Origin of the sequence: Actinomycetospora flava, from assembly GCF_037400335.1 — a bacterium.
GTDB classification, from domain to species: domain Bacteria; phylum Actinomycetota; class Actinomycetes; order Mycobacteriales; family Pseudonocardiaceae; genus Actinomycetospora; species Actinomycetospora flava.
The window spans coordinates 16,559-42,527 of sequence record NZ_JBBEGM010000003.1 but is presented as its reverse complement, the minus strand read 5'-3'; the positions used below and the strand labels follow the sequence as shown (position 1 = coordinate 42,527).

Below are 25,969 nucleotides of genomic sequence, written 5' to 3'. Positions count from 1 at the left end.
GGAGCCCGATCACTGCCCGCGCGGTCGCATGCCGTCGAGCACCAGACCGAGGTAGCGGGGCCAGCGCTGCGCCCCGTCCGCGCGGCCCTCCGCGGTGACGACGGCCATCTGCACGACGACCAGCAGGTCCTCGGGCTCGAGGTCGCCGCGCACCACCCCGGCGGCCTGGCCGCGACGCAGCAGGTCGCCGAGGGGCGCGAGCGTGCGGACGGCGAGCTCGGGGGTGAAGGCCCCGACGGCCTTGGCGGCGGCGAGCAGCCCGCGGTGGCGGGTGACCCCGTCCACGAGCCCCTCGAGCACCCCGGCGAGCGCAGCCCACGGGTCGTCGACGGCGGCAGCGCGGGCCAGGAGCGGCTCGACGGACTCGGCGACGTAGTCGTCGAGCACCGCGGCGACCAGCTCGTCACGACCCGCGAAGCGGCGGTAGAGCGTCGAGGGCGCCACCCCGGCCCGCCGGGCGACCTCCTCGAGTGCCACGTCGGGCCCGTCGGCCTCGAGCGCGGCGCGCGCGGCGGCGAGGATCGCGGCGTGGTTGCGGGCGGCGTCCGCGCGCAGCGGGCGGTCCGGTGGCGCGGACATCGACGTCACCTTAACCGGTGGTGGACGACCGGCCGGTCAGTCGTCGACCAGCGACAGCGCCCCCGACGGGCACTGGGCGACGGCGTTGCGGACCTCGGGCTCCTGGTCGGGACCCGGGTGGTCCTGGAGCACCTCGACGACCGCGTCGTCGTCCTGGTCGAAGACGTCCTCGGCGGCGAGCACGCAGTTGCCGGCGCCGATGCAGACGTCGCGGTCGGCCTGGATCCTCATGGTGGGTCTCCCTCGGGTGGTGGTCGAAGGGGTGGTGGGGTCACCAGGTCACAGGCAGCGCGCGCAGCCCGTGCACCACGGTGGCCGAGCGGAACTCGACCTCGTCGAACGGAATGCCCAGTGCGAGGTCCGGGAACCGTCGCAGCAGTGCGGGGAACGCCACCGCCATCTCGGCGCGGGCGAGCGGCGCGCCGAGGCAATGGTGCACCCCGTGCCCGAAGGCGACGTGCGGGGCGATCTGGCGGGTGACGTCGAGGTCGTCGGGGTGGTCGACGGTGGCGGGGTCGCGGTTGGCGGCGGGCAGCGAGAGGACGAGCAGCTCGCCGGCGGCGACGGGCCGCCCGCCGACCGTCGTGTCGTGCCGGACGAGCCGCGGCACCCCGGAGTGGACGACCGACAGGTAGCGCAGCAGCTCCTCCACGGCGGGGGCGACGGCGCCGGGCTCGTCGCGCACCCGCGCGAGCTGGTCGGGCGCCCGCAGCAGCGCGAGCGTGCCGAGGCCCAGCATGTTCGCCGTGGTCTCGTGGCCCGCGATGAGCAGCAGGGACGCGATCCCGATGAGCTCGTTGCGGGCGAGGTCGTCGCCGTGCTCGCGGATCAGCATGCCGAGCATGTCGTCGCCGGGGGCGGACCACGCGCGGTCGACGAGCTCGCCCATGTAGGCGCGGGACTCGGCGGCGACGCGCCCGCGCTCCTCGAGGGTGAGGCTGAGGTCGATCTGGCGGGTGGAACGGCTCTGGAACTCGTCGCGGTCGGCGTACGGGACCCCGAGCAGCTCGCAGATGACGAGGCTCGGCACGGGCAGGGCGAACGCGCTGACGAGATCGGCCGGAGGGCCCGCCGCCGCCATGGCGTCGAGGTGGTCGTCGACGATCTCGGTGATGCGCGGCTCGAGGCGCCGGATGCGCTTCACCGTGAACTCGCCGGTGAGCAGGCGGCGCAGCCGGGTGTGCTCGGGCGGGTCGGTGGCGAGCAGGTTGCCGGCGCGCCGGTCCTCCTCCTGCTCGCCCTCGGGGGTGGGCAGCGGCGGCAGGCCGGCGTTGGAGAACCGCTCGGCGTCGCCGAGCACCTCGCGGACGTCGGCGTACCGGGTCACGAGCCGGGCCCCGGTGCCGATGGCCGTGCGGATCTGCGGGAGCGCGTCCTCGTCGCGGGCCGCCTGGGTCTCGGGGACCGGGGCGAACCGGTCGCGCTGCATGTGGCGGGGGATGGCGGTGGTCATCGTCGCTCCCGTCGTCGGGGACTCGGACACCCCCGACCGTACTCGAAGTGGGAGTAAACTTTCGCTTAGGAACGGCGGTGCCCGGATACTCGCGGGGCATGAGCGAACGCATCGTCCTCGTCACCGGCGCCGGACGCGGGCTGGGCGTCGAGATCGCCCGGCAGCTGGTCGCGGCGGGCGACACCGTGGTCGTCGCCGCCCGCGACGCCGAGGCGGGCACCGCGACGGCGAAGGAGCTCGGCGAGCGCGCGTGGGCGCTGCGGCTCGACGTCACCGACCCGGAGTCCGTGCAGGCGGCCGTGGAGGCCGTCGACATGCGCCACGGGCGCCTGGACGCTCTGGTGAACAACGCGGCGGTGAACTTCGACAGCGGCGCCGACCCCGTCACCGAGGACCTCGAGGTCGCCGACGGGGCGTGGCGCACCAACGTCCTCGCACCGTGGCGGCTCAGCCAGGCGTTCGTGCCGCTGCTGCGCGCCGGTCGGGAGCCGGTGATCGTCAACGTGACCAGCGGGCTCGGGTCGCTCCACCGCATGGGCGCGCACTCGCCGGCCTACAGCGTGTCGAAGGCGGGCGTGAACGCGCTGACCCGCGTCCTCGCCGACGCGCTGACCCGCGACGGGATCGCCGTGCACGCCGTCTCGCCGGGCTGGACCGCCACCGACATGGGCGGCGCGGGCGGCCGCCCGGTCGCCGACGGCGCGGCGGGGATCGTCGACGTCGTCCGCTCCCCCGGCGCCTTCCCCTCCGGCTCCTACCTGCAGGACGGCGAGCACGTGCCCTGGTGAGCGTCACGTACCCAGGGCGCGCGCCGTGTCGACGAAGTGGGCCACGGCGGGCGAGCGGTCGTTGCGGCGCCAGGCGACCTGCAGCGCGACCATCGGCACGTCGCCCGAGAGCGGGCGGAACACCACGCCCGGCGGGCGCAGGTTCGCGTAGTACGCCGGCTGCAGCGACACCCCGAGCCCCGCGGCGACGAGGCCGAGCTGGGTCTCGATGTCGGCGCCCTCGGCGACGATGTCGGGGCTGAAGCCGTGCTCGCGGCAGTAGCTCGTGATGATGTCGAAGAACGCCATGCCCAGCGGCCGGGGCCAGAGCACGAACGGCTCGTCGGCCAGCGCCTCGGGCTCGATCTCCTCGCTCGTCGCGAGCGGGTGGTCCAGCGGCAGCGCCGCGAGCAGCGGCTCGGACACGAGGTGCTCGACGGCCACCGTCGCCGTCGGCGGCGCCGCCCGCACGAGTCCGACGTCGAGGCGCCCGTCGGCGATCGCCACGATCTGCGCGGCGGTGTCCTGCTGGCTGACCTCGAGCTGCAGGTCGGGGAACGACGCCCGCATCGTCCGCAGGATGCGCGGGGTGATCGACGCGAGCGCCGTGCCCACCGATCCCACGACGAGCAGGCCGACCGCCCCGTTCGACGCCTGGGTCACCAGCGACTGCGCGCGCTCGGCCTCGAACAGCACGCGCGGCGCGGCGTCGAGCAGCACGCGCCCGGCCGGCGTCAGCTCGGTGGCGCGGCTCGAGCGGTCGAACAGGGCGGCGCCCAGGGTCTTCTCCAGCGCCCGGATCTGCTGCGAGAGCGCGGGCTGGCTGACGTGCAGCCGCTTGGCCGCCCGGCTGAAGTGCAGCTCCGAGGCCACGGTGAGGAACACCCGCAGCTGCCTCAGCTCGACGTCCATGGAGCGATATTGCCCCGCGGACCACCCATAAGCCCGGCCTGATGAGACCAGTGGCAGGGCGGATCGCAGATCCGCACCACGGAGCAGGGTCAGCGGCGAGGGTTGGGGACACATCCGAGAACCCACCCGGAGTGATCACCGTGCCTCGCACACGCCCCCGATCCGATCTCCGCCACGTCGTCGTCGGCTGCGGAGGCCTCGGCTCCGCCGCGGCCTACTGGCTCTCCCGCGCCGTCGGCGGCCGCGTCCTCGCCCTCGAGCGCCACGGCCTCGGCCACGACCACGGCGCGAGCCAGGACCACTCGCGCATCATCCGCTACGCCCAGCACCAGGACGCCTACGCCGCCCTCGCCCGCGACGCCTACGCGACGTGGCGCGACGTCGAGCGCGTCTCCGGTCAGACGCTGGTCACCGAGACCGGCGGGCTGATCATCGAGGACGTCGAGGCCCGCCAGGGGCTGACCACCGGCGGCCGCGACATCGGCGGCTACGCCGCGGTCGCCGACCGCCACGACGTCGACTTCGAGCTCCTCGACGCCCGCGCCGTGCAGCGCCGCTGGCCCCAGTTCCGCCTCGCGGGCACCGAGGAGGCGATGTACCAGCGCCGCACCGGCATCGTCGACGCCGCCCGCGCCACCGCCACGCACCTCGCGCTCGCCCGCGGGCACGGCGCGGAGATCCGCGAGCACAGCCCGGTGCGCGCCCTGCGCCCGACCGCCGGCCACGTCGAGGTCGTCCTCGACGACGAGGTCATCCGCGCCGAGCGCGTCGTCGTCACCGCCGACGCCCGCACCAACGAGGTGCTGGACGGGCTCTACGAGATCCCGCTGACGGTCACCCAGGAGCAGGTCACCTACTACGCGACGCCGAACCTGCTCGACTTCTCGCCCGCCCGGTTCCCGGTGTTCATGTGGCACGGCGCGGACAACTTCTACGGCTTCCCCGTGTACGGCGAGGTCGCCACGAAGCTCGGGCAGCACATGGGCGGCCACGAGGTCACCGCCGACAGCCGCACCTACGAGCCCGACCCGCTGCGCCGCAAACGCCAGGAGGAGTTCCTCGCCGAGCACGTCCCCGGCTTCGGAGGCCCCGAGCTGCACACGAAGACCTGTCTGTACACGATCCCGCCCGACCAGCACTACGTGATCGACACCGTGCCCGGCGAGCCGCGCGTGGCCGTCGGCGTCGGGGCCGGGCACGCGTTCAAGTTCGCCTCGCTGATCGGGCGCATCCTCGCCGAGCTCGCCACCACCGGGTCGAGCCGGCACCCGATCGGCACGTTCGCCCTCGACCGCCCCGCCCTCACCGACCCGAGCTGGGGGCGCGCCTTCCATGTCTGAGCTGGTCCACCGCTCCCCCGGCTGGTCGCTGCCCCAGGCGGCCTACACCGACCCCGCCGTCTTCGCCGCCGACCTCGACCGCGTGTTCGCCGCGCACTGGCTCTTCGCCGGGCACACCGCCGAGCTCGACGAGCCCGGCCGCTACCTCACCGTCGACGTCGGGCGCGACCGCGTGATCGTCGTACGCGGCGAGGACGGCGCCCTGCACGCCCACCACGACGTCTGCGCCCACCGCGGGTCGCGCGTCGCGTCCGCGCCGCGCGGGCAGGTCAAGGCGTTCGTCTGCCCCTACCACCAGTGGGTCTACGCGCTCGACGGCTCGCTGCGCTCGGCGCGCCTCATGGGCGACTGCTTCGCGACCTCGCACCACCGGCTCGCCCCGGTCGCCGTGCGCGAGACCGCCGGGCTGGTGTTCGTCTGCCTCGCCGACGAACCGCCGGCGTTCGAGCCCTTCGCCGACGCCCTCGCGCCCCGCCTCGGCCCGCACGGGCTCGCCGACGCGCGGATCGCCGTACGAGAGCACTACCGCGTCGCGGCGAACTGGAAGACGCTCGTGGAGAACAACCGCGAGTGCTACCACTGCGCCGGCAGCCACCCCGAGTTCTCGCTGTCGAATTTCGACGTCGGCGTCAACGGCGACGTGCGCACCAACCCGCGCTACGAGCGCGCGCTCGCCACGGCCCGCGCGCACTGGACCGCGCAGGGCCTGCCCGGCGAGGACGTCAACTTCCCCGGCGGCGCCCCCTACCGCGTCGCGCGGCTGCCCCTGCGCGACGGCTTCCTCTCCGAGACCCTCGACGGCCGCCCGCTCGCCCCGCCCATGGGCACGCTCTCGGACCCGGACGTCGGGAGCCTGCGCGTGATCTCGCTGCCCAACCTGTGGGCGCACGCCAACGCCGACTACGCCGTGACGACCCGCCTGACCCCGGTCGACGCGGGCACCACCGACGTCGAGCTCTGCTTCCTCGTCGCCCGCGACGCCACCGTCGACGAGGACGCCCTCGCCGCGGTGTGGCGCGCGACCTCGGAGCAGGACTGGGAGCTGTGCGAGAAGAACTACGCCGGCATCGCCTCGCGCGGCTACCGCCCGGGCCCGCTGTCCCCGGTGGTCGAGGCGTCGGTGGAACTGTTCCTCGACTGGTACACCACCACCCTCGCGACCTCCTCCTCCGCGGCCGCCTGACGCACGGGCTGGTGTCAGCCTGGCGGCCACGCTGACGCTGAACGTCAGAATTCCCCCCACGATCACGCCACCCGTGTGGGTGGTCGCGCGCCCTCGATGGCATGACGCCACCCCCTCGTGTGGCTGTCGAGACCGACACTGACCGCCGTCGGACGACGTGATCGTTGCGGAGATCGGGGGCGGGGATGGGCTGTCGATCGGTGGTGGCAGGGGCGCTCGTGGCGGCGACGCTGGTCCTGGGATCGGTGCCGGCCGTCGCGGCGGTCGGCACCGGGAGCCCGGGCAGCGGCGGCGACGGCACCCGGCGGGTCGCGCTCGGCGACTCCTGGGCCGCCGGCACCGCGGCCGGGGCCGTCGAGGCCACGTCCGGACCCTGCCGGCGCAGCACCCTCTCCTACCCCGCGCTGCTCGCCCGCGCCGCCGGCGAGACGTCCTGGACCTCGCGGGCCTGCGCGTCGGCGTCCGGCGGCGGGAACGGGCAGTTCACCTCGCTGTCGGACGCGACCGAGGTGATCACCGCGACCGTCGGCGCCGACGCCACCGGCCTCGGCGCTCTCGGCGCGGCGTGCTCGAGCGCGGGCACGCCGGCCCGCTGCGACGAGGCCGCGACCCGGTTCGACCGCGCGCTACGCACGCTGCCCGGGTCGCTCGACGCCGCGCTCATCGACATCCGCCGCCGCGCCCCCCGCGCCGCGGTGACCTTCACCGGCTACCCCCTGCTCGCCGAGGGCAGGGCCTGCCCGGCCGGGGCCGCGGACGCCGCGCGGGCCGCCCGTCTCGACGACGCCGTGAACCGCCTCGACACCGTGCTCGCCGAGCGCGTCGCGGCGGCCGGGGTGCGGTTCGTCGACGTCCGCCCCGCCTTCGCCGGCCACGGCGTCTGCGGCCAGGCGCCGTGGCTCACGTCGCTGACCGAGGGCGAGTCGCTCCTCGCGGGCGGCGCGAACGCCGAGGGCCACGCGCTGGGCGTCCTGCCCGCGCTCGCCGCGGCCGCCGCGACCCCTGCGCCCGGCCCGGCGACGCCCCCCACCACCCCCGCACCGCCCGCCGACGGGCGCGCCGCCCCCGGGCTCTTCCCGGGCTGACGCCGACCCTCAGCCGAACACCTCGAAGCGCACCCGCGCCCGGCCGTCGTCGCCGCCGGTCGTCATGAGGACGACCTCGCGGGCCTGCTCGGCGACCGGGCGCGGGTCGAGCGCCGCGAGGTAGGCCCGGTGCTCGGAGAGCGACGCGATCGCGGCGTCCAGATGGCCGGTCACCTCCAGCTCGTGGGTCGGTTGCGTCGAGGCCGCCACCGCGACGCGCTTCACGCCGTCCCACGGCTCGAAGCCCTCCTCGACGAGCTCCGGGAAGATCCAGCGGTTGCCGGCGTCGCCGGCGGCGTCGATCGTCGCCCGACCGACCGCCCGGTGGTCCGCGCTGTTCCACACGCCGGGACCGAAGGTCTCGTGGTGGCTGTTGACCACGACGAGCTCGGGGCGGGCCCGGCGGATCTCGCGCGCGAGGTCGCGGCGCAGGTCGAGACCCTCGACGACGACGCCGTCGCGGTGGTCGAGGAACCGCACGTCGTGCACGCCGACCGCGGCCGCGCTCGCCCGCTCCTCCTGCTCGCGCACGGCCGCCGCCTCGCCGGGCGGCATCGTGGCGATCCCGGCCTCCCCCCGGGTGACGAGCACGTACGACACCGCGCGCCCCGAGGCCGTCCAGGACGCGACCGCGGCGGCCGGGCCGTACTCGAGGTCATCGGGGTGGGCGGCCACGGCGAGGACCCGCGCGAAGTCGTCGGGCAGGGCCGGCAGGTCGGTGCTCATGGCGACCAGCGTGGAACCTCGACCATCGTCGAGGTCAAGTACCTCCGCCGAGACGCGCCGCGAGACGCCTCGGCGCGACGACCCGGTAGGCGTCGGTGACGACCTCGCGGACCTCGTCCCAGTCGGGCCCCTCCGGCTCGACGTCGAGACGCATCCCGAGCCACCCGCGGTGCCCCACGTACGGCGGGACGAAGAACCGCGCGGGCTCGGCGGTGACCATCTCCTCCTGCGCGCCCTCGGGTGCGGCCACCCAGATCGCGAGGTGCTCGTCGCCGTGGTGGTGCCCGACGTAGCTCACGAACATCCTGCGCACGAACCACGAGGGCGACCCGTGGCTGATCTTCTCGGTGGCCTCGGGCAGCGCGAGGCACACCTGGCGCAGGCGCTCGACCAGCTGCTCCTCCGGGGGCACCCCGGCATCCTGCCTACAGGGCCAGCGCGCTCACCAGGGTCGCGATGACGAACACCGCCAGGACGATCAGGGTGACCACCCGGATCCAGGGCCGGTGCGTGGTCACCCCGGGCTCGGAGGCGCCCTCGGTGGGGTCGGTGCGCTCGGCGGGCTCGGTCATCTCGTTCCTCACGGATCGGGACGGATCGGACACCGCCGAGGCTACCGACCGCCGTGGCCGACGCTCGCGTGCCGGCCGGAGTTCGGGCCCGGGGTGCCGCGGCGGGCGGCGACCGGGTCCTCGACGTCGGCGCGGTGCCGGGGCGGCTTCGGCGCCTCGGCGTCGGCGGCGTGGCGGCGCCCGGTGGCGCGCGGCGCGTCCCCGAACGTCCGGGTGCCCGCCGTCGGCAGCGGCCCCGAGATCGGCGAGGGAACGCGCGGCGCGGGCGCGAGGTCGACGGGCGGGCCGAGCACCGGGAGCGGCGTGGAGGGGTCGAGCGGGTCGGGCCGGGCGCTGCCGAAGGACAGCGAGGATCCGCCGCCGGTCAGCATCGTCGTCGCGGGCGCCCCGGCCGCCGGGCGGGCCTCCGGACGGGCGGGTCGCGAGGCGGCGGCGGGCCGGATAGCCACCGTCGTGGGCTCGGGAAGGGGAACGGGCGCCGGCGCGGGGCGCTCGGGACGGCGGACGCTGGTCGCCACGCGCGCCGACGCGACGGGAGCGGGACCACGGGCGGCGGTCACCTCGGCCGCACCGACGGCGGGTGCCGGCGCCGGGCGCCGGACGGCCTCGGTCCGCGCGGCGGCGGGACGCACCGCCTCGGTCCGGCCGGCGGCGGGACGCGCGCCCGCCGGCCCGACGGCCTCGGTCCGCGCGGCGGCGGGACGTACCGCCTCGGTCCGCGCGGTGGCGGGACGTACCGCCTCGGTGCGCGCTGCAGTGGGCCGCACCGCCTCGGTCCGGCCGGCGGCGGGACGCGCGGCCTCGGTGCGAGCGGCGCCCTGCGCAGCCACCACGGGCTCCCGCTCCTGCCCACCGCGCCGGTCGCGGGCGGCGGGACGCACGGCCTCCGTGCGAGCGGCACCCTCCGCAGCCGGAACCGCCTCCCGCTCCGGCGCACCGCGCCGCTCGCGCGCCCCGGGAGACGACTCCTCCCGCCGCGGGCGCTGGCGGGCCGGGCGCACGGGCACCGGGACGATCTCCTCGACCGGAGCGGCCGCCGCCGGCGCCGGGGCAGGGCGTCGACGCTCGCGCAGGCGCTGGGCCGCGGCCGAGAGGAGGTAGCCGAAGCCGACGAGGCCCCAGAACGCGACGACCACGACCTGGATCACGGTCGGGGGGTCGCTGAGCATGGCCACCTGCACGCCCGCGACCGCGAGGCCGGCGAGCCCGAGCACGAAGGCGAACCGTGAGCGGGTGGTCAGCTGCCACCGCGAACGCTTCTCCGTCTGCACCGCCGGCCGATCTCCGCTCCGCGCCACGCACACCTCCCACACCGGACCCGAGGACCCGGACAGAACGGACTCACCCGGGGACGTTACGTGACCGACTCCCCCGTTCGGGACCGGCCACGCGTCATCCCCTCGGGTGACGCATCGGTGGCGGGGGCCGAAACGTAACGGTCAGGTCGCGGCCTGGCATCGGGCGCACCAGAACAGGTTCCGGCTCGCGTGCGTCCGTTTGCTGATCTCCGTGCTGCACACGCGGCACGCCTGGCCCGTCCGGCGGTAGACGTACACCTCGCGGCCACAGCTGCGTCGGTGCGGTTGGTCGTGCTCGTGATCACAGGACCGGTGCTCGTACCGGACGGTGTCGATCGCGCCGCGGCGGACGCCGTCGGCGAGCAGGTCGACGAGGTCCGCCCACACCGCCTCCCACCGCTCCCGGCCGAGCTTGCGCCCCGGCAGCAGCGGGTCGAGGCCGTGCCGGAAGAGCACCTCGGCGCGGTAGACGTTGCCGACCCCGGCGATCACCGACTGGTCCATGAGCAGCGTGGCCAGCGGCGCGCGGGAGCGCGAGATGCGCGCCCAGGCCGTCTCGGGGTCGGTGTCGCGGCGCAGCGGGTCGGCGCCGAGCCGCGAGCGCAGGCCGTCGACCTCGCCCTCGGTGAGCACCTCGCAGGCGATCGGCCCGCGCAGGTCCGCCCAGTGCGTCGGGCCGACCATGCGCATCCGCACCTGGCCGCGCGGCGGCGTCACGTCCCCGGTGTGCAGCGAGAACTTCCCGTACAGCCCGAGGTGGACGTGCACGACGAGGTCGTCGGCGTAGACGTGGAAGAGGTGCTTGCCGTGGGCGTCGGCGCGCTGCAGCACCTGCCCGTCGACCAGCTCGGCGTCCTGCGCGAACCGGCCCTGCGGGGACGTCACGGCCACCTCGTGCCCGACGAAGCGCCGGGTGTGGGTCCGCGCGAGGCGGCGGATCGTGTGGCCTTCGGGCACGGGCCCGCCTACCCCGTCCGGGAGGGGGTCACTCCTCGGGCAGGGCCGGGGGCACGCCGGTCTGCTCGTAGGCGCTCAGCATGTCGATGCGGCGCTGGTGGCGCCCGCCCTCGAACGAGGTCGCGAGGAAGGCGGTGACGATCTCGGTGGCCTGGTCCGCGGTGTGCATGCGGGCGCCGACGGCCACGACCTGGGCGTTGTTGTGCTTGCGCGCGAGCTGCGCGGTCTCGACGCTCCACGCCAGCGCGGCGCGGCAGCCCGGCACCTTGTTGGCCGCGATCTGCTCGCCGTTGCCGGAGCCGCCGATGACGATGCCGAGGCTGCCCTCGGTCGACACGGTGCGCAGGCCGGTCTGGACGCAGAACGGCGGGTAGTCGTCGTTGGGGTCGAGCTCGGAGGGCCCGACGTCGACGACGTCGTGGCCGGCCTTGGCCAGCTCGCGGAGCAGATGGGCCTTGAGCTCGAACCCGGCGTGGTCCGATCCGACGAAGACGCGCACACGGCGCAGTGTGTCAGGTGTGAAACCCGACGCGGCGAGGCCCACGATCGGGACCTGGGAAACATCCCCGTGACACGCCACCCCTACTTTGACGCCATGTCGCTGACGCCGGCCCGCGAGGTCGTCATGGGGGTGGAGGAGGAGTTCCACCTCGTCGACCTCGAGACGCGCTCCGCGGTGCCGCGGGTGCCCGAGCTGCTCGACGAGCTGCAGGCCCTCGACGGCGAGGCCTTCGCCGCGGAGCTCAAGCCCTCGATCATCGAGACGAACTCGCGCCCCACCGCGGACCTCGCCGACCTGCGCACCGACCTGGTGCGCCTGCGCGGGATGCTCGCCAACATCGCCGACTCGCGCGGCCTCGGCGTCGTCGGGGCCGGCAGCGTCCCGCTGATCGACGGGTCCGCCCAGGGCATCACACCGTCGCCGCGCTACGAGCGGATGCGCGACGAGTACCAGCTGCTCGCGTTCGAGCAGCAGATCTGCGGCACCCAGGTGCACGTCGACGTCCCCGACCGCGACGCGGCGATCGCCGTCATGCAGCACAGCGGGCCGTGGCTGCCGGTGCTGCTCGCGCTCTCGGCGAGCTCGCCGTTCTGGAAGAGCGAGGACACCGGGTACGCGAGCTCCCGCACGCTGGCCTGGCACCGCTGGCCGACCGCCGGTCCCCCGGCCCCGCTGGACGACGCCGCGGACTACGACGCGCTCATCGCCGACCTGCTCGCCTCCGGCACCATGTCCGACCCCGGCATGGTCTATTTCGACATGCGTCCCTCGGCGCACCAGAACACCGTCGAGGTCCGCATCTGCGACGCCGGCCCGAGCGTCGACGGCGTGGTGCTCATCGCCGGCCTGTCGCGGGCCCTCGTGCGCCACGGCGTGCGCGCGCACCTCGACGGCCGCCCGAAGCCCCGCTACCGCCCCGAGCTGCTGCGTGCCGCGAGCTGGCGGGCCGCGCGCTCGGGTCTCGAGGGCGACCTCGTCGACGTCCCGGGCCGCGAGCTCGTGCCGCCGTCGCGCGCGGTGCGCCTCATGCTCGAGCACCTCGCCGACGACCTCGACGAGGCCGGCGACCGCGCCGTCGTCGAGGAGCTGGCGCTCGAGGCGCTCGCCCGCGGCAGCTCCGCGGCCCGCCAGCGCCAGCGCGCCAACCGCAGCGGCGGGCTCGAGGCCGTCGTCGACATGCTCGTCGCCGAGACCCGCGGCGCCCCGGACTCCCCGGTCGACGCGCCGGTCTCCGACACCGTCGCCCCGATCATGCTGGCGGACTACCACTCGCCCGGCTCGACCGATGGTCGGGCTCCGCAGGGCTCCGTCTCCTACGACGAGGCCGTCGCCGCGGACGGCACCGTGCGCCCGGCGTACTCGTGGCTGGTCTCGACGCTCGAGCGGATCGGGCCGTCGGGCCTGCTCGTCCACGAGAAGAGCCGCGACGCCGAGCAGCGCGCCCGCGGCATGTTCTTCCCGCAGGGCGAGGACGCCGAGCGGCTGTTCCCCCTCGACCTGGTGCCCCGCCTCATCACCCCCGTCGAGTGGGCGACGCTGTCCGAGGGGCTGATCCAGCGCGCCCGCACCTGCGAGGCCCTGCTGCAGGACCTCCACGGCGAGCGCGCCTGCCTGCACGACGGCGTCCTGCCCGAGGCCGCGCTGCGCTGGCTCCCCGCGCCGCACGAGGCCGCCATGAACCTGCACCCCGGCGCCGTGCGCGCCCTGGTCAGCGGGCTCGACCTCGTCTGCGACGGGGAGGGCGAGTGGAAGGTGCTCGAGGACAACCTGCGCATCCCCTCGGGCATCGGCTTCGCGATGGCCGACCGCCGCGTGGTGCGCAGCGTGCTGCCGGAGCTGCAGGCCCCCGACGGCGTGCTCGACGCCGACGAGGGCCCGGGGATGCTGCGCGAGGCGCTGCTGGCGTGCGCCCCGCCGGCCGCGGGCCACGACCCGGTGCTCGCCGTGGTCACCGAGGGCGAGGTCGACTCGGCGTACTTCGAGCACCGCATGCTCGCCGAGGAGATGGGCGTGCCGTTGCTCACGCCCGGCGAGCTCCGGGCGGCCGCCGGGATGATCACCATCGCGGCGACCGGCCGCCCCGTCGACGTCCTCTACCGGCGCATCGACGAGGAGGTCCTCTTCACCGCCCCCGACGCGTCGGGCGTCCCGCTCGGCGGCCCCGTGCGGGAGGCCGTCCGCTCGGGCCGGCTGACGCTCGCCAACGCGCCGGGCAACGGGCTCGTCGACGACAAGGGCGTCTACCCCTTCATCTCCGCGCTCACCGAGTACTACCTGGGCGAGAAGGCGACCCTCGCGGCCGTCCCGACCTGGTCGTGCGCGGATCCCGGGCAGCGCGAGCACGTCCTGGCCCACCTCGATGAGCTCGTGCTCAAGCCCGTCGACGGCTTCGGCGGGCAGGGCATCGTCATCGGCCCCCACGCCGACGCCGCGGAGCTCGAGCAGGCCGCCGCCGCGGTGCGCGCCGACCCCGCGGGCTTCGTCGCCCAGGAGACGATCCGGATCTCCACGCACCCCACGTTCACGGGCACGGCGCTGGAGCCGCGCGTGGTCGACCTGCGGGCGTTCGTCGTCCTCGCCCCGACCCCGACCGTGCTGCCGACGCCGCTGACACGAGTCGCGCCCGCCGACTCCCTCGTGGTCAACTCCTCGCGCGGCGGGGGCTCGAAGGACACCTGGATCCTGCGCTGAGAGAGCGCGGATGACGACCGAGGAGGCCACACGTGTGCGGCATCGCCGGTGAGTTCCGCTTCGACGGCCGCGCGGCCGAGGTCGCGACGGTGCTCGACATGGCCCAGGTCCTCGAGCCCCGCGGGCCCGACGGCTGGGGCGTGGTCGGGCACGGTCCGCTGGCCCTCGCCCACCAGCGCCTGAAGATCATCGACCTGTCCGAGGCCGGCGCGCAGCCGATGGTCGACTCCGACCTGGGCCTGACCGCCGTCTTCAACGGGATCATCTACAACTACAAGGAGCTCCGCGAGGAGCTGCACGCCCAGGGCTACCGGTTCTTCTCCACCTCGGACACCGAGGTGCTGCTCAAGGCGTTCCACCGCTGGGGCAAGGCCTGCGTCGAGCGCTTCAAGGGCATGTTCGCGTTCGCGGTGTCCGACCGCCGCACCGGCGAGCTCGTCCTCGGCCGCGACCGCCTGGGGATCAAGCCGCTCTACGTCGCCCAGGTCCCCGGCGCGCTCCGCTTCGCGTCGTCGCTGCCCGCCCTGCTCGCCGGCGGCGGCCTCAACACCGACGTCGACCGCGTCGCCCTGCACCACTACATGAGCTTCCACTCGGTGGTCCCGGCGCCGCGGACGATCCTGCAGGGCGTCCGCAAGCTCCCGCCGGCGACGGTCCGAACGGTCTCCCCCGACGGCGGCACCGACGACTGGGTGTACTGGGAGCCGACGTTCACGCGCGACGGCGAGCGCTCGCAGGAGGAGTGGGCGGAGACCGCGCTGTCCTCGCTGCGCACGGCCGTCGAGCGCCGCATGGTCGCCGACGTGCCCGTCGGCGTGCTGCTCTCCGGCGGCATCGACTCGTCGATCGTCGTGGCCCTGCTCGCCGAGATGGGGCAGAAGGACCTCAAGACCTTCTCGATCGGCTTCGAGGCCGAGGCCGGCGAGACCGGCGACGAGTTCGACTACTCCGACCTCGTCGCGACGACCTACGGCACCGACCACGTCAGGTTCACGGTCCCCAAGCACGAGACCGACGACGCGCTCGAGGGCGCGGTCGCGGCGATGGCCGAGCCGATGGTCAGCCACGACGTCGTCGCCTTCTACCTGCTCTCGCGCGAGGTCTCCAAGTCGATCAAGGTCGTGCAGTCGGGCCAGGGCGCGGACGAGATCCTCGGCGGCTACGACTGGTACCCGCCGCTGGCCGGCGTGCCGCGCGACGGCGCGGTCGACGCCTACCAGAAGGCGTTCTTCGACCGCCCGCACAGCGAGGTCGCCCAGCTCCTCACGCCCGAGGCGCTGGTCGACGACGACGTCAGCCGCGCGTTCGTCGCCGAGCACTTCGGGCGGCCCGGGGCCGACTCGGCCGTCGACGCCGCCCTGCGCCTCGACACCACGATCATGCTCGTCGACGACCCCGTGAAGCGCGTCGACAACATGACCATGGCCTGGGGCCTCGAGGCGCGCGTGCCGTTCCTCGACCACGACTTCGTCGAGGCGATGGGCGCCTGCCCGCCCGAGCTCAAGCTCGCCGACGGCGGCAAGGGCGTGCTCAAGGCCGCCGCGCGCGGGGTGCTCCCCGACGAGATCATCGACCGGAAGAAGGGCTACTTCCCGGTCCCGGCGATCCGCCAGCTCTCGGGACCGGTGCTCGAGCGCGTGCGCGGGGCGCTCACCGACCCCGCCGCCACGTCGCGCGGGCTCTTCCGCGCCGACGCCGTCGCGACGATGCTCGACGACCCGAACTCCGGGCGCACCAACCTCGGCGCGAACGCGCTGTGGCAGGTCGCGCTGCTCGAGATGTGGCTGCAGGCCCACGGCATCACGTAGGTACGGTGCGGCGGTGGACGAGTGGATCAGCGCGACACGGTGCTGGTCGCCCAGCCCGTCCCCGGACGGGACGACGATCGCGTTCGTCTGGGACGGCGACGGCCGCCCGCAGGTCCGCATGCACCGCCGCGCCACCGGCGAGGAGTGGTCGCTCGACACGGGTGAGGACCTCGTCGCGACGGTGCGCTGGTCCCCCGACGGGGCGTGGCTCGCGGTGGAGACCGCGCCCGACGGCGGCGAGCGCACCCAGGTCGCGATCGTCCGCCCCGACGGCACGGACCTGCGCCCGGTCCGCGGGGTCGGTGACGGCGACCGCGGTGCGGTCACCCTCGACCGCTTCACGCACACCGGGTCGGTCCTCGCGATCACCGAGTCGGACACCGAGACCACCACGGCCTGGCTCGTCGACGCCGACACCGGGCAGCGCCAGCGCCTGGGCTCCGGGCACGCCCTGCAGATCCTCGACGTGAGCCGCGACCGGCGCCGCGTGCTGCTGCGACGCGGCCGCCGCGGGTCGCGTCACGTCGGCATCGTCGACCTCGACGGCACCGAGGGCTGGCACGAGATCGACGTGCAGCGCGGCCCCGGTGGTCCGCCCGGCGCCGTCGAGCACCCCGTCGCGATCACCTACGACTCCAGCGTCGTCGCCGGCCGTTTCACCCCGGACGGCACGAAGATGCTGCTGCTCACCGACGGCGGTCGCGAGCGCGCCGCGCTCGTGTCCATCGACGTCGCCACCGACGCGAGCCCGATGACCCCGGAGGTGCTCGCCGAGCGCACCGACGCCGACCTCGAGCGCTTCGCGCTCACCGAGGACGCCGCGCTCGCCGCGCTCGTGTGGAACGTCGAGGGGCGCAGCGAGGTCGACCTGCTCGACCTCGAGAGCGGCAAGTGCTCGTCGTACGCCCCGCCCGGCGACGTCGTCACCAGCGCGGTGTTCAGCCACGACGGCGACTCGCTGGTGATGGGCATCCAGTCGCCCGAGGTGCCCGCCGCCGTGTGGTGCCACGAGCTGTCGTCGGACACCACCGCGCTGATCTGCCCGCACGAGGAGCCGCGCTGGTCACCGGGGCAGCTCGTGCACCCGACGCTCGAGGTCGTCGACACCCCCGACGGCCTGCGCCTGCCCGGCTGGCTCTACCGCCCCCGCGGCAGTGCCGGGCCGCTGCCGACCGTCATCTACCTGCACGGCGGGCCGGAGGCGCAGGAGCGGCCGGTGTTCACGCCGCTCTACCAGCACCTCCTCGCCAGCGGCATCGCCGTGTACGCCGCCAACGTGCGCGGCTCGTCGGGCTTCGGGCGCTCGTTCGTCAACGCCGACAACGGCGCCGGGCGCTTCGCCGCGATCCGCGACGTGGCGTCGTGCGTGGAGCACCTCGTCGAGTGCGGCGTCGCCGACCCCGCGCGCGTGGCGGTCATGGGCCGGTCCTACGGCGGCTACCTGACCCTCGCCGCGCTCGTGAACCACCCCGAGCTGTTCGCCGTCGGCATCGACGTGTGCGGCATGGCCGACTTCGAGACGTTCTTCGCGCGCACCGAACCGTGGATCGCCGACGCCGCGGTCGGCGAGTACGGCCACCCCATCCACGACCGCAACCTCCTGCGCGAGCTCTCCCCCGTGCACCGCATGGAGCACCTGCGCGCGCCCCTGCTCGTCGTGCACGGCAAGTGGGACACCAACGTGCCGGTGCACGAGGCGGAGCTCGCCGTCCACGGCGCCAAGGCCGCCGGGGTGCCCGTGCGCTACCTGCTGTTCGACGACGAGGGCCACGAGATCCAGCGCACCGAGAACCGCGTGCGCTTCATCCACGAGTGCGTGGACTGGCTGCGCACCTACTTCGAGCTCGACTGACCCGACCTTCGCGAAACGACCCCTCCCCGGCGCCCGCCCCTGCCACGATCCGGGCGTGACCGCGCCGGGCGAGGGGTTCGAGGTCCGCCCCGAGGAGCTGCGCGCCGGCGCCGCCGCCCTGCGCGGTGACGCCGGCGAGCTGACCAGGGCGTACCGGGCAGCCTCGGCCGCCGTCGCCGCGGCCGGCGGCGCCTGCGGCACTGAGCCGCTGGCGTCGGCGGCGGCCCGCTTCGGGCAGGCGCTCGACGCGGCCGGCGGGGTCGCGTCGACGCGGGTGACCGACGCCGCCGTGTCCCTCGAGGCCTCGGCGACCGCCTACCTGGCCGACGATCAGGGCGTCGCGGGCGGGCTGGGCGGGCCGGGGGCGCCCGGAGGTCCGCCCGTCCTGCTGCCCGGACCGGGCGGGCGGTGATGCCCGGCCTGCCCGGCGACCCGGCCGCGGTCGAGGCCGCTGCCGACGCCCTCGAGCGCGCCGCGCAGGACGTCGCCGCCGCCGGCGAGGGGGTCGCCGGTCACGGCCGCACCGCGACCGCCGCCTGGTCCGGGACGGCGGCGATGCTCGCGGCGACGAACGTCGGGGCCGCCGCCGCGGGGATGCGGACCACCGCCGACGCGGCGCGGGCCGCCGCCGGGCCGCTGCGGGTGTTCGCGGCCGAGCTGCGCCGGGTGCAGCAGGACTGGCTCGAGGGCGAGCGCATGGCGACGCAGGGCGCGGCGCTGCTGGTCGGCGTCGGCTCGGGCGCGCCGGCCGACGCGGCCCGGGAGTCCGGACGCCTCGCGTACCAGGACGGCACCGCGATCATGCTGTCCGCCGAGGACCGCGCCCGGTCCGCGGCCGAGGACGCGGCCCGTGCCCTCGACGCGGCGGGCGCTGGCCTGGCCGGTCTCCTCCCGGCACCGGCCGCCCCGCCCGACGGCAATCTCTGGGACGGGCTGGTGAAGGCCGGCGGGGACGTGGTCGACGAGGTCACCGACACCGTCGGCGGGGTCGTCGACCACGTCAACGTCTTCGACGACGACTTCGGGGACACCTGGGCGAGGACCTGGGAGACCACCCGGGCCGCGGTGTCCGACCCGCTCGGCGCCGTCGGGAGCATGGCCCAGGGCACCGTCCAGCCGGTCGTGGACTCGTACCAGAGCGGCGGGCTGGACGAGGCCATCGGCCGCAGCCCCGGCGTCATCGCCGCGGCCCTGGGCGGCAAGGGCATCACGAAGCTCGGACGCCTCGGCGACCTGGCTCCCGATCGGAACCCGGGCGGCGACACCTCCGTCGCGCCCGGTGGCTGGCTGCAGCAGCACCAGGACGCTGGGGGCCACGTGCTCGACCCCGACAGGAGACACATCGGTGCGAAGAACGAGCAGCTCGTCGAGCGGCAGCGCAACGCTGATCGGCCGATCGCGGTGTCGACCTTCACCGATCTGGACGTCGCCGAGCGCAGCATCCACGCCAACCTGACGGCGAACAGAGCCGCGATCGAGCAGTGGCTTCAAACCAACCCGACGCGCCCCGAAGGGTTCAACCTCCCTCATCACGAGGTCATCGGACGTCACCTACCCAAGAACGCCTCCGGCGTCGATGCGGTGGTGCCGGCCACCGTCTCCCGCGTCATCATCCGCCCCGACACATCCATGCCCGACGGCTACCACATCGTCACGGCATACCTCGAACCGTGAGGACGAGATGGACATCGATCCCGAAGCCCTGGAGTGGCGCGAACTGCGCACGTTGTTCGGCGCCTACCTGCACCAGGATCTCCACGAGGAGCACGGATCACCCCAGCAGGCCGTCCAGGACTTCTGCCGCGAATCCACCCCGGCACAGCTGGAGGACGCGGCGGACCAGGTCCACCGACTCCTCGAGATCACGACCGACGACGCGAGCGCAGAGAAGGCGACGGATGCGTTCTACCTCGCGTACGCGCCGGAGCACGACGGGCTCACGATGCGCGGCTGGCTGACGGAGCTGGAACGCACGCTCCGCACGGGCGCGACCGCCAGGAGGGACGAGCCGACGTGACCGGCCCGATGTACCCCGATCACAGGAACCCTCACGGCATCCTCGAGAGATCGACACGGCGAGCACCTCCGAGGCACCATCCCCCGCGATGACCGTCCAGGTGAAGCGGGTCCGCGAGGCACGCGCCGACGGCGACGGCACCCGGGTGCTCGTCGACCGGCTCTGGCCGCGCGGCCTCGCGAAGACCGACGCCGACCACGACCAGTGGCTGCGCGACGTCGCGCCCAGTGGCGAGCTGCGGAAATGGTTCTCCCACGACCCCGCGAAGTACGACGAGTTCGCCCGCCGCTACCGCGCGGAGCTCGAGGTCGAGCCCGCCGTGTCGGCGCTGACGTCCCTGCGCGACACGGCGGGCCCGCTCACCCTCCTGACCGCGACCAAGGACGTGGACCACAGCCACGCCCGGGTGCTGGCGGAGGTGCTGTCTACAGCTGGATCGACTTGACCTCGAGGAACTCCTCGAGCCCGTAGCGGCCGAGCTCGCGGCCGGTGCCGGACTGCTTGTAGCCGCCGAACGGGGCGAGCGGGTTGAACGCGCCGCCGTTCACGTCGACCTGGCCCGTGCGCATGCGCTTCGCGACCTCGAGACCCCGCTCCTGCGACCCCGCGAACACCGCGCCCGCGAGCCCGTAGACGGTGGCGTTGGCGATCTCGACGGCCTCGTCCTCGTCGGCGTACGGCATCACCGACAGCACCGGTCCGAAGATCTCCTCCTGGGCGATCGTCATGTCCGGGCGCACGCCCGAGAAGATCGTCGGGCGCACGTACGCGCCGGTCTCGAGCCCGTCGGGACGCCCCGGCCCGCCCGCGGCGAGCTCGGCGCCCTCGGAGACGCCGGTGGCGACGTAGGCCTCGACCCGCTCGCGCTGGCGCTCCGAGGACATCGGCCCGATGCGGGTCGACTCGTCGGTGGGGTCGCCGACCGTGTACTTCGCCGCCTGCGCCACGGCCATCTCGACCACCTGGTCGTGCAGCGACTGGGGCACGAGCAGCCGGGTCCAGGCCGTACAGGTCTGGCCGCCGTTGATGAAGCAGTTGCCGAGGCCGAGCTTGACGGCCTGGGTGAGGTCGGCGTCGTCGAGCACGATGTTGGCCGACTTGCCCCCGAGCTCGAGCGCGACGCGCTTGACGGTGCCGGCGGCGACCTCCTGCACGCGGCGGCCCGCGGGCACCGACCCGGTGAACGACATCATGTCGACGCCGGGGTGCGCGGCGAGCGCCTCGCCGGCGTCGGGCCCGGTGCCGTGCACGACGTTGAAGACGCCGGCGGGCAGCCCGGCCTCGCGGGTGATCTCGGCGAGGATGCCGGCGGTCAGGGGCGCGACCTCGCTGGGCTTGAGCACGATCGTGCAGCCCGCGACCAGCGCCGGCGCGACCTTCGCGACGACCTGGTGCAGCGGGTAGTTCCACGGCGTCACCGCACCGACCACGCCCACCGGCTCGCGGACGACCAGCGAGTTGCCGATCTCCTCGGTCCACGGGAACGACTCCGCGAGCCCGGCGACGCCCTTCGAGGTCGCCATCGGCATGCCGACCTGGACCGAGTTGGCGAACTTCGTCGGCGAGCCCATCTCGGCGGTGATCGACGCCGCGATCTCGCCGCTGCGCGCCTTGATGCCCTCGCGGATCGCCAGCACCATCGCGACCCGGTCGGCCAGCGGGGTCGCCGCCCAGCCCTTGAAGGCGTGGCGCGCGGCCACGACGGCGTCGTCGATGTCCGAGGCGCTCCCGGCCGGCACCTCCGCGATCGTCTGCTCCGTCGCCGGGTTCACCACCGCGATCGACCCGGACCCCTCCTGCCAGGCGCCGTCGATCCAGTGCCTCGTGAGCGTGTCCGCCGCCGTCGTCGTCTCCATGACTCCACCCTGCCCGACGGGGCGACGTCCTCGCCCGAGTGACCTACCGTGTGAGCACGGACACACAGCGTGGAGGCCCCTCATGCTCATCGACGACATCCGGCGCACGCCCGCGAAGGTGCTCACCGAGGAGCAGCGTGAGTCGTACTGGGCGAACGGCTACCTGCTGCTCGAACGCCTGATCCCCGAGGAGTGGCTCGAGCGCCTGCGCGCCGCCACCGACGAGATGGTGGAGCGCAGCCGGTCGCTGAGCGCCTCCGACCGCGTCTTCGACCTCGAGCCCGACCACACCGCCGACGCCCCGCGGCTTCGGCGGGTCACCAGCCCCGTCGACCAGCACCCGGACTACTGGGCCTACGCCCGCGACTCGCTGCTCGCCGACGTCGCCGCGGACCTCGTCGGGCCCGACGTCGGCTTCCACCACTCGAAGCTGAACTTCAAGTGGGCCCGCGGCGGGGCCGAGGTGAAGTGGCACCAGGACATCCAGTACTGGCCGCACACCAACTACACGCCGCTGACGTTCGGCACGTATCTGTACGACTGCGGCACGGAACAGGGCCCGCTCGGCGTCCTGCCGGGCAGCCACGACGGCCCGCTCTACGACCTCTACGACGACGACGGCGCGTGGGCGGGTGCGCTCAGCCGGCGCGACGCGGCCGGGCTCGACACCGACCGCACCGTCTACCTGCCCGGCCCCGCGGGCTCGGTGACGATCCACAACTGCCGCACCGCGCACCACTCGGCGGCCAACGACTCGCCGATCGGGCGCCCGCTGCTGCTCAACGTCTACAAGGCGGCCGACGCTTTCCCGTACACCGCCAACCCGCTGCCCTCGAGCCACGCCGAGGAGGTCGTGCGCGGTGAGCGGGCGCGCTGGGCGCACCACGACCCGCGGCCGTGCCTGGTGCCGCCGGACTGGTCGGGCGGCTACACCAGCCTGTTCGCGCTCCAGCAGAACGAGGCGCCGGCGTCGATGTGACGCCAGCGCGACCCCGTCAGTCGAACTTGAGCTCGGTGTCGCGCGTGCGCTTGAGCTCGTAGAAGTACTCGTAGCCGGCGAGGAGCTTCGCGCCGTCGAAGATCTGTCCGGCCTGCTCGCCCTTGGGGATGCGGGTCATGACCGGGCCGAAGTACGCCGAGCCCTCGACGTGGATCACCGGGGTGCCGACGTCCATGCCCACGGGGTCCATGCCCTCGTGGTGGCTCTTCTTCAGGGCCTCGTCGTACTCGTCGCTGTGCGCGGCCTGCGCGAGCGAGGCGTCGAGGCCGACCTCGGCGAGCGCCTTGGAGATGACGTCGTCGAAGTCCTTGTTGCCGTTGTTGTGGATCTCGGTGCCCATCGCGGTGTACAGCGGGGCGAGGACGTCGTCGCCCTTCTGCTGCGCCGCGGCGATGGCGACCCGGACCGGCCCCCACGCCTTCTTCATCATCTCGGCGTACTCCTCGGGCAGGTCACGGCCCTCGTTGAGCACGGCGAGGCTCATCACGTGCCAGTGCGTCTCCACGTCGCGGACCTTCTCGACCTCGAGCATCCAGCGCGAGGTGATCCAGGCGAACGGGCACAGCGGGTCGAACCAGAAATCGACGCGGGTCTTGTCTGCCATGACGGTCGGGTTCCCTTCTCGGAGGTCCTCATCCGTGCCAACCCCGGCGATGGGCTGTGATGTTCCCGCTGAGCTCGTGGTCCGGCTCCGCTGCGCTCCGCGTCCTCGGTCGTAGGGTGGCGCCCGTGGCTGCCCCGAACCTGACCCGCGACGACGCCGCGACGCGCGCCGAGATGCTCGAGGTCGACTCCTACGACATCAACCTCGACCTCACCGACCCGGCGACCGGCGGACCCGGCGAGTCCACGTTCCGGTCCATCACCACCGTGCGCTTCCGCTGTGCGCAGCCGGGCGCGTCGAGCTGGATCGACATCGTCGCCGCCGGCGTGCGTTCCGCCGTGCTCAACGGGACGTCGCTCGACGTCTCCGACTACGACGAGGAGAAGGGGATCGCGCTCCCCGACCTCGCCGCCGACAACGAGCTGGTCGTCGACGCCGACTGCCGCTACATGAACACCGGCGAGGGCCTGCACCGCTTCGTCGACCCCGTCGACGGCGGGGTGTACCTCTACAGCCAGTTCGAGACGGCCGACGCGAAGCGGATGTTCGCCTGCTTCGACCAGCCCGACCTCAAGGCGACCATCGCCGCGACGGTCACGGCGCCGTCCGACTGGGAGGTCATCGCCAACGGCGCGGCCGCCGAGGCCGCCGAGGCGGGCGGGGTGACGCGGCACGTGTTCACCCCGACGCCGCGCATCTCGACCTACCTCGTCGCGCTGGTCGCCGGCCCGTACGCCAAGTGGACCGACACCTACAGCGACGAGCACGGCACGATCCCGCTCGGCATCTACTGCCGGTCGAGCCTCGCCGAGTTCATGGACGCCGAGCGGCTGTTCACCGAGACCAAGCAGGGTTTCGGCTTCTACCACCGCAACTTCGGGGTCCCCTACCCCTTCGACAAGTACGACCAGCTCTTCGTCCCCGAGTTCAACGCCGGCGCGATGGAGAACGTCGGCGCGGTGACGTTCCTCGAGGACTACGTCTTCCGCAGCCGAGTCACCCGCTACCTCTACGAGCGCCGCGCCGAGACCGTGCTGCACGAGATGGCGCACATGTGGTTCGGCGACCTCGTCACCATGCGCTGGTGGGACGACCTGTGGCTCAACGAGTCGTTCGCCACCTGGGCCAGCGTGGTCAGCCAGGCCGAGGCCACCGAGTACCGCAACGCGTGGACGACGTTCGCCAACGTCGAGAAGTCGTGGGCGTACCGGCAGGACCAGCTGCCCTCGACGCACCCGGTCGCCGCCGACATCCCCGACCTGGAGGCCGTCGAGGTCAACTTCGACGGCATCACGTACGCCAAGGGCGCCTCGGTGCTCAAGCAGCTCGTCGCGTACGTCGGGCAGGACGAGTTCCTGTCCGGGCTGCGGCTGTACTTCTCGCGCCACGCCTACGGCAACGCGACCTTCGACGACCTGCTCGGCGCGCTGACCGAGGCGTCGGGCCGCGACCTGTCGGGCTGGAGCGCGCAGTGGCTGCGTACGACGGGGCTGAACTCGCTGTCGCCGTCGTTCTCGGTCGGCGAGAACGGCAAGTACACGGCCTTCGAGGTCGTCCAGGGCGGCGCCCGGCCCGGTGCCGGCGAGCTGCGCACCCACCGGCTCGCGGTCGGGATCTACGGCGACGACGGCTCGGGCAAGCTGGTCCGCCAGCACCGCGTGGAGCTCGACGTCAGCGGCGAGCGCACCGAGGTGCCGGAGCTGGTCGGCGTCCCGGCCGGCGCGCTCGTGCTCGTCAACGACGACGACCTGACCTACTGCACGATGCGCCTCGACGAGCGCTCGCTGACCACGCTGATCGACCGCATCGGCGACATCGCCGAGCCCCTCCCGCGCACCCTGTGCTGGTCGGCGGCCTGGGAGATGACCCGCGAGGCCGAGCTGCGCGCCCGCGACTTCGTCGCGCTCGTCACCGGGGGCATCGCCGCCGAGTCCGAGGTCGGCGTCGTGCAGCGGCTCCTCCTGCAGGCGCAGACCGCGCTCGCGTCGTACGCCGAGCCCGCCTGGGCGGTCGCCGAGGGGTGGCCGACGTTCGTCGCGCGCCTGCTCGAGCTCGCCCACGCGGACCCGGGCTCGGACCACCAGCTCGCGATCGTCAACGCGCTCTCGGGGTCCGTACTCACCCCGGAGGCGATCGACGCCCTCGCCGGCTGGCGCTCCGGGAGCGCGCCGCTCGAGGGCCTCACCGTCGACACCGACCTGCGCTGGCGGCTCCTGCACGCGCTGGTCGCGCACGGCGCCGCGGGCGAGGCGGAGATCGACGAGGAGTACGCGCGCGACAACACCGCCACCGGCCGCCGCATGGCCGAGCGCGCCAGGGCGCTGATCCCCACCCCGGACGCGAAGGCCGAGGCCTGGCGGCGCGCGGTCGAGGACGACACGCTGCCGAACGCGATCAACGCGGCGATCATCATGGGCTTCTCGCACCCGGCCCAGCAGGCGCTGCTCACCGACTACGTGGAGAAGTACTTCGCGGTCGTCGACGAGGTGTGGGCGCGCCGCTCGTCGGAGCAGGCGCAGCCGATGGTGCAGGGCCTCTTCCCGTCCTGGGCCGTCGAGCCCGCGACGGTCGAGGCCGCCGACGCCTGGCTCGCGGGCGACCACCCGCCGGCACTGCGCCGGCTGGTCACCGAGGGCCGCGCCGGCGTCGTGCGCGCCCTCGCCGCCCGGGAGTTCGACCGGGGCTGAGGCACCCACCCCGGAGACGAACGAACGGCGCTCTCGCTGCTACGGAAGCAGCGAGAGCGCCGTTCGTTTCCCGAGCGGGT

At 74.2% G+C, this 25,969-nt stretch carries 25 protein-coding genes; 13 read left to right on the top strand and 12 right to left on the bottom strand.

Annotated features, from left to right (window positions below; all coding sequences use genetic code 11):
- Nucleotides 1-9 precede the first annotated feature (9 nt).
- Genes WCD58_RS09750 through WCD58_RS09740 form a run of 3 tightly spaced genes read right to left on the bottom strand, consistent with a single transcriptional unit; the run spans nt 10 to nt 2,032 of the window.
- Nucleotides 10-579, bottom strand: coding sequence for a TetR/AcrR family transcriptional regulator (locus WCD58_RS09750; protein WP_337702124.1), 570 nt, complete (start codon nt 577-579; stop codon nt 10-12).
- Between the two features lie 36 nt (nt 580-615).
- Nucleotides 616-810, bottom strand: a complete 195-nt coding sequence (locus WCD58_RS09745) for a ferredoxin (protein WP_337702123.1) — start codon at nt 808-810, stop codon at nt 616-618.
- A 40-nt stretch (nt 811-850) separates the two neighbouring features.
- Nucleotides 851-2,032, bottom strand: a complete 1,182-nt coding sequence (locus tag WCD58_RS09740; RefSeq protein ID WP_337702120.1) for a cytochrome P450 — start codon at nt 2,030-2,032, stop codon at nt 851-853.
- 98 nt (nt 2,033-2,130) lie between these two features.
- Between WCD58_RS09740 and WCD58_RS09735 the strand changes: the two genes are divergently transcribed.
- Nucleotides 2,131-2,820: an SDR family NAD(P)-dependent oxidoreductase gene (locus WCD58_RS09735; protein WP_337702118.1), complete on the top strand. Its 690-nt coding sequence runs from the start codon at nt 2,131-2,133 to the stop codon at nt 2,818-2,820.
- Nucleotides 2,821-2,823: 3 nt separating this feature from the next.
- Here the strand turns inward: WCD58_RS09735 and WCD58_RS09730 are convergent, their stop codons facing one another.
- A complete protein-coding gene (locus tag WCD58_RS09730; protein WP_337702116.1) occupies nt 2,824-3,711 on the bottom strand; it encodes a LysR family transcriptional regulator in 888 nt (295 codons plus the stop codon).
- Nucleotides 3,712-3,851: 140 nt separating this feature from the next.
- On the opposite strand from WCD58_RS09730, the gene solA reads away from it, so the two are divergent.
- The 3 genes from solA to WCD58_RS09715 all read left to right on the top strand — a co-directional run bounded on the left by solA (nt 3,852) and on the right by WCD58_RS09715 (nt 7,319).
- Nucleotides 3,852-5,051 carry an N-methyl-L-tryptophan oxidase gene (gene solA, locus WCD58_RS09725; RefSeq protein ID WP_337702114.1) on the top strand — a complete coding sequence of 400 codons (1,200 nt, stop codon included), beginning with the start codon at nt 3,852-3,854 and terminating at the stop codon, nt 5,049-5,051.
- Nucleotides 5,044-6,234: an aromatic ring-hydroxylating oxygenase subunit alpha gene (locus WCD58_RS09720; protein WP_337702113.1), complete on the top strand. Its 1,191-nt coding sequence runs from the start codon at nt 5,044-5,046 to the stop codon at nt 6,232-6,234. The genes solA and WCD58_RS09720 overlap by 8 nt, the downstream gene beginning before the upstream one ends.
- Before the next feature lie 200 nt (nt 6,235-6,434).
- Entirely contained in the window at nt 6,435-7,319 is an 885-nt protein-coding gene (locus tag WCD58_RS09715; protein ID WP_337702111.1) for a GDSL-type esterase/lipase family protein, read from the top strand.
- A gap of 9 nt (nt 7,320-7,328) precedes the next feature.
- Here the strand turns inward: WCD58_RS09715 and WCD58_RS09710 are convergent, their stop codons facing one another.
- The 6 genes from WCD58_RS09710 to WCD58_RS09685 form a co-directional block, all read right to left on the bottom strand.
- Nucleotides 7,329-8,045: a PIG-L deacetylase family protein gene (locus WCD58_RS09710; RefSeq protein WP_337702109.1), complete on the bottom strand. Its 717-nt coding sequence runs from the start codon at nt 8,043-8,045 to the stop codon at nt 7,329-7,331.
- Nucleotides 8,046-8,079: 34 nt separating this feature from the next.
- Nucleotides 8,080-8,457 carry an MmcQ/YjbR family DNA-binding protein gene (locus tag WCD58_RS09705; RefSeq protein WP_337702107.1) on the bottom strand — a complete coding sequence of 126 codons (378 nt, stop codon included), beginning with the start codon at nt 8,455-8,457 and terminating at the stop codon, nt 8,080-8,082.
- Between the two features lie 13 nt (nt 8,458-8,470).
- Complete coding sequence (locus tag WCD58_RS09700) at nt 8,471-8,617, bottom strand: hypothetical protein (RefSeq protein WP_337702106.1); 147 nt, start codon at nt 8,615-8,617, stop codon at nt 8,471-8,473.
- A gap of 41 nt (nt 8,618-8,658) precedes the next feature.
- Nucleotides 8,659-9,888 (bottom strand): hypothetical protein, encoded by a 1,230-nt coding sequence (locus WCD58_RS09695; protein ID WP_337702105.1) that lies wholly within the window; start codon nt 9,886-9,888, stop codon nt 8,659-8,661.
- 168 nt (nt 9,889-10,056) lie between these two features.
- Nucleotides 10,057-10,872, bottom strand: a complete 816-nt coding sequence (locus WCD58_RS09690) for an Fpg/Nei family DNA glycosylase (protein ID WP_337702103.1) — start codon at nt 10,870-10,872, stop codon at nt 10,057-10,059.
- Nucleotides 10,873-10,900: 28 nt separating this feature from the next.
- The gene (locus WCD58_RS09685) at nt 10,901-11,371 is read right to left on the bottom strand and encodes a ribose-5-phosphate isomerase (RefSeq protein ID WP_337702101.1); all 471 of its coding nucleotides are present in this window, start codon (nt 11,369-11,371) and stop codon (nt 10,901-10,903) included.
- 96 nt (nt 11,372-11,467) lie between these two features.
- On the opposite strand from WCD58_RS09685, the gene WCD58_RS09680 reads away from it, so the two are divergent.
- The 7 genes from WCD58_RS09680 to WCD58_RS09650 all read left to right on the top strand — a co-directional run bounded on the left by WCD58_RS09680 (nt 11,468) and on the right by WCD58_RS09650 (nt 20,187).
- The gene (locus tag WCD58_RS09680) at nt 11,468-14,065 is read left to right on the top strand and encodes a glutamate--cysteine ligase (RefSeq protein WP_337702098.1); all 2,598 of its coding nucleotides are present in this window, start codon (nt 11,468-11,470) and stop codon (nt 14,063-14,065) included.
- A 32-nt stretch (nt 14,066-14,097) separates the two neighbouring features.
- Nucleotides 14,098-15,873: an N-acetylglutaminylglutamine amidotransferase gene (locus tag WCD58_RS09675; RefSeq protein WP_337702096.1), complete on the top strand. Its 1,776-nt coding sequence runs from the start codon at nt 14,098-14,100 to the stop codon at nt 15,871-15,873.
- A 13-nt stretch (nt 15,874-15,886) separates the two neighbouring features.
- Nucleotides 15,887-17,725, top strand: a complete 1,839-nt coding sequence (locus WCD58_RS09670; protein WP_337702094.1) for a S9 family peptidase — start codon at nt 15,887-15,889, stop codon at nt 17,723-17,725.
- Between the two features lie 55 nt (nt 17,726-17,780).
- Nucleotides 17,781-18,137, top strand: a complete 357-nt coding sequence (locus WCD58_RS09665) for a type VII secretion target (RefSeq protein ID WP_337702092.1) — start codon at nt 17,781-17,783, stop codon at nt 18,135-18,137.
- Nucleotides 18,137-19,399 carry an RNase A-like domain-containing protein gene (locus WCD58_RS09660; protein WP_337702090.1) on the top strand — a complete coding sequence of 421 codons (1,263 nt, stop codon included), beginning with the start codon at nt 18,137-18,139 and terminating at the stop codon, nt 19,397-19,399. The genes WCD58_RS09665 and WCD58_RS09660 overlap by 1 nt, the downstream gene beginning before the upstream one ends.
- 7 nt (nt 19,400-19,406) lie before the next feature.
- The gene (locus tag WCD58_RS09655) at nt 19,407-19,742 is read left to right on the top strand and encodes a contact-dependent growth inhibition system immunity protein (RefSeq protein WP_337702088.1); all 336 of its coding nucleotides are present in this window, start codon (nt 19,407-19,409) and stop codon (nt 19,740-19,742) included.
- 88 nt (nt 19,743-19,830) lie between these two features.
- Nucleotides 19,831-20,187, top strand: a complete 357-nt coding sequence (locus WCD58_RS09650; RefSeq protein WP_337702086.1) for a DUF488 domain-containing protein — start codon at nt 19,831-19,833, stop codon at nt 20,185-20,187.
- On the opposite strand, the gene WCD58_RS09645 is transcribed toward WCD58_RS09650, so the two are convergent.
- Nucleotides 20,168-21,598: an aldehyde dehydrogenase family protein gene (locus WCD58_RS09645; protein WP_337702084.1), complete on the bottom strand. Its 1,431-nt coding sequence runs from the start codon at nt 21,596-21,598 to the stop codon at nt 20,168-20,170. The genes WCD58_RS09650 and WCD58_RS09645 overlap by 20 nt on opposite strands.
- A gap of 82 nt (nt 21,599-21,680) precedes the next feature.
- Here WCD58_RS09645 and WCD58_RS09640 point away from each other — a divergent pair, with 82 nt between their 5' ends.
- Nucleotides 21,681-22,577 carry a phytanoyl-CoA dioxygenase family protein gene (locus WCD58_RS09640; protein WP_337702082.1) on the top strand — a complete coding sequence of 299 codons (897 nt, stop codon included), beginning with the start codon at nt 21,681-21,683 and terminating at the stop codon, nt 22,575-22,577.
- Between the two features lie 16 nt (nt 22,578-22,593).
- Here WCD58_RS09640 and WCD58_RS09635 read toward each other — a convergent pair whose 3' ends face one another.
- A complete protein-coding gene (locus WCD58_RS09635; RefSeq protein ID WP_337702079.1) occupies nt 22,594-23,202 on the bottom strand; it encodes a mycothiol-dependent nitroreductase Rv2466c family protein in 609 nt (202 codons plus the stop codon).
- Between the two features lie 125 nt (nt 23,203-23,327).
- On the opposite strand from WCD58_RS09635, the gene pepN reads away from it, so the two are divergent.
- Nucleotides 23,328-25,889 carry an aminopeptidase N gene (gene pepN / locus WCD58_RS09630; protein WP_337702077.1) on the top strand — a complete coding sequence of 854 codons (2,562 nt, stop codon included), beginning with the start codon at nt 23,328-23,330 and terminating at the stop codon, nt 25,887-25,889.
- The last annotated feature ends 80 nt before the right edge of the window (nt 25,890-25,969 follow it).